Annotated in this window: 2 protein-coding genes and 1 pseudogene; all 3 read right to left on the minus strand. The window is 74.7% G+C overall.

Annotated elements, in window-relative coordinates:
• Positions 1-228, minus strand: a pseudogene (locus tag HMPREF3086_RS00980) (4'-phosphopantetheinyl transferase); the annotation flags it as partial.
• The gene (locus HMPREF3086_RS00985; RefSeq protein ID WP_061227734.1) at positions 225-1169 is read right to left on the minus strand and encodes a metallophosphoesterase family protein; all 945 of its coding nucleotides are present in this window, start codon (positions 1167-1169) and stop codon (positions 225-227) included. The gene HMPREF3086_RS00985 and the pseudogene HMPREF3086_RS00980, both read right to left, overlap by 4 nt.
• Entirely contained in the window at positions 1166-2533 is a 1368-nt protein-coding gene (locus HMPREF3086_RS00990; RefSeq protein WP_061227799.1) for an MATE family efflux transporter, read from the minus strand. Before HMPREF3086_RS00990 ends, HMPREF3086_RS00985 begins: the two co-directional genes overlap by 4 nt.
• Positions 2534-2541 lie beyond the last annotated feature (8 nt).

Genomic DNA, 2541 nt, shown 5'->3' on the forward strand with positions numbered 1-2541 from the left:
CCGAAGCACCGGACCGGGCGGCACCCCGAGCCGCGTCATGGCCGCCCGCGCACAGGCCCGCGCCCCGGCGAAGTCGACCCGCCGCCGCTCCACCGCCGCACCGATCTGCTCGACCTCCACCGGGTACAACGACGCCAGCAGGGCGGCGTCGTCCATGCCGAGCTCCGTGTCGGTCACCACTGCCACGTCGTCGGGGAACAGGTCACCGGGGAACGAATCGGCCGTCACCGCTCCTCCTCGAGCTCCGGAGCGCTCTCCCCGGGCCGGGCGAGCCGCGGCATGCCGTCGCCGCCGCGCACCCACCGCACCTGCGGCGCGTCCGGGGCGGGCAGGATCTGGCGTGTCAGCGGCTCCGGACGCCCACGGGCCCCCCACTCCCGCGGGTAGCCCAGCGAGACCTCCTCGAAGCGCACGCCGTCGTGCACGGTCGTGCGCGGGATGTGCAGGTGCCCGTAGACACACGCGGTCGCCCGGTAGCGGCGGTGCCAGTCGGCCGTCTGCTCGGTCCCGCACCACAGCGCGAAGTCGGGGTGGCGTAGTACGCGCGTGGGCTCGCGCAACAGCGGCCAGTGGTTGATCAGCACGGTCGGATGGGCGGGGTCGAGGCGCGCCAGCCGGGTCGTGGTGGCCACGAGACGCTCCCGGCACCACGCCACGGCGTCGCCGAACGGGCCCGGGTCGATGAGGAACTCGTCGGACGCCACCACCCGGCGTTCGCGCGCCCCGGCCAGGGCCTCCGCGCGGGCCTGCCCCGCCACGGGGGTCCAGCTGTAGTCGTAGAACAGGAACATCGGCACCACCCACGCCGGCCCGCCGGGGCCGGTCCACAGGGGGTAGGGGTCCTCGGGGGTGTCCACGCCGATCGCCCGGCACGCCTCCACCAGCCGGTCGTACTTCGTGGTGGAGGACATCCCCTCGTCATCGCGCCCGATCCACAGCTCGTGGTTGCCGGGCACCCAGATCACGCGCTCGAACCGGGCCGCCAGACGCTCCAGGGCGTCCACCACGTGGCGGGTCTTCTCCGCGACGTCTCCGGCCACGATCAGCCAGTCGCCCGGGTGGCCGGGCTGGAGGTCGTCCACCACGTCGGCGTTCCCGCGGTGGCCCACGTGCAGGTCGGACACCGCCCGTAGCGACGGACCCGCCTCCGCGCCGGTACCCGCGGTCATCCGGCGGCCTCCGCGTCGGCTCCGGCGGCCTCCGGGGTGCGCGCGCCGAGGACCACCCACCGGTCACCGCGCACCCGCATCCCCACGGCGACGAGGCGCATCCCCACGAAGACACCCATCCCCCACCAGATCCCCGTCAGGCCCCACCCGAAGTGCCGGGTCGCCAGGAGAACGGGCAGGAACCCGCACAACGCGGCGATCACCGTGCTCGTGCGCAGGTACGCCGCGTCCCCGGCGCCGAGCAGGACCCCGTCGAGACCGAACACGACCGCCGCCGGCAGGACGACGACCGCCATGCCGATCAGCGCCACCACCAGCCGGTCCGCCACCCCGGCGTCGCCGGCCAGCAGGGTCGCCAGCGGCTCACGGAAGAGCACGGTCACCAGCGCGAGCGCGACCCCCAGACCGAGTGACCACACGACGACGGCCCGGGCCAGCGCCCGACCGTGCGCGGCCAGACCGGCGCCCAGGGCGGCGCCCACGAGCGATTGCGCGGCGATGGCCACGGAGTCCAGGACGAGCGAGTACAGCGACCACAACTGCTGCGCGAGATGGTGGGCGGCGAGCGAGTTGACGCCCGCCGCGGCGGCGGCCGTGGTGGCCACGGCGAAGGTGATCTGGAACGACGCGGTACGGATGACGAGATCGACGCCCATCCGCAGCTGGCTGACGATGACGGCCCGGCGGGGACGCAGCGAACCCGTGTGCTCGAGGACCAACGCGGTGAGGAAGCCGCCCGCCATGAGCAGCTGACCGGCGAGGTTGGACCAGGCGCTGCCGACCAGACCCATCTCCGGCGCGGGTCCCAGTCCGGGGACCAGCACCACGCAGCCGACGGTCGACACGCCGATCCCGACGGCCACCAGCACGAGCGGGGTGCGCAGGCGCTGGACGCCGCGCATCCATCCGTGGCCGGCCGAGGCGACGAGGATGCAAGGGATACCCCACACGGCCACCCGCAGCCACTCGGCGGCGCCCGCGGCCACCTCGGCGTCGGCGGCGAGGGCGCGGGTGAGCGGGCCCATCAGCGCCGATACCGCGGCGACCACGAGCGCTCCGACGCCGAGGGCGATCCACGTCGCCTGCACGCCCTCGGCGACCGCATCAGCGCGCCGACCGGCGCCGTGTAGCCGCGCGGACCGGGCGGTGGTCCCGTAGGACAGGAAGTTCATCTGGGTGCCCAGCACGAGCAGCACGAGCGCGCCGACGCCGAGGGCCGCGAGCGCGTCCGCGCCCTGTCGGCCCACGATGATGCCGTCGACCAACAGGTAGACGGGCTCGGCCGACAGCACCGGCAGAACGGGCAGCGCGATGGACCACAGGCGTCGGCCGATCGCCCCGACCCCGACCTCCGGAGCCGGCACCGGTGCCG

Origin of the sequence: Dietzia sp. HMSC21D01 (assembly GCF_001815995.1) — a bacterium.
Lineage (GTDB): Bacteria > Actinomycetota > Actinomycetes > Mycobacteriales > Mycobacteriaceae > Dietzia > Dietzia cinnamea.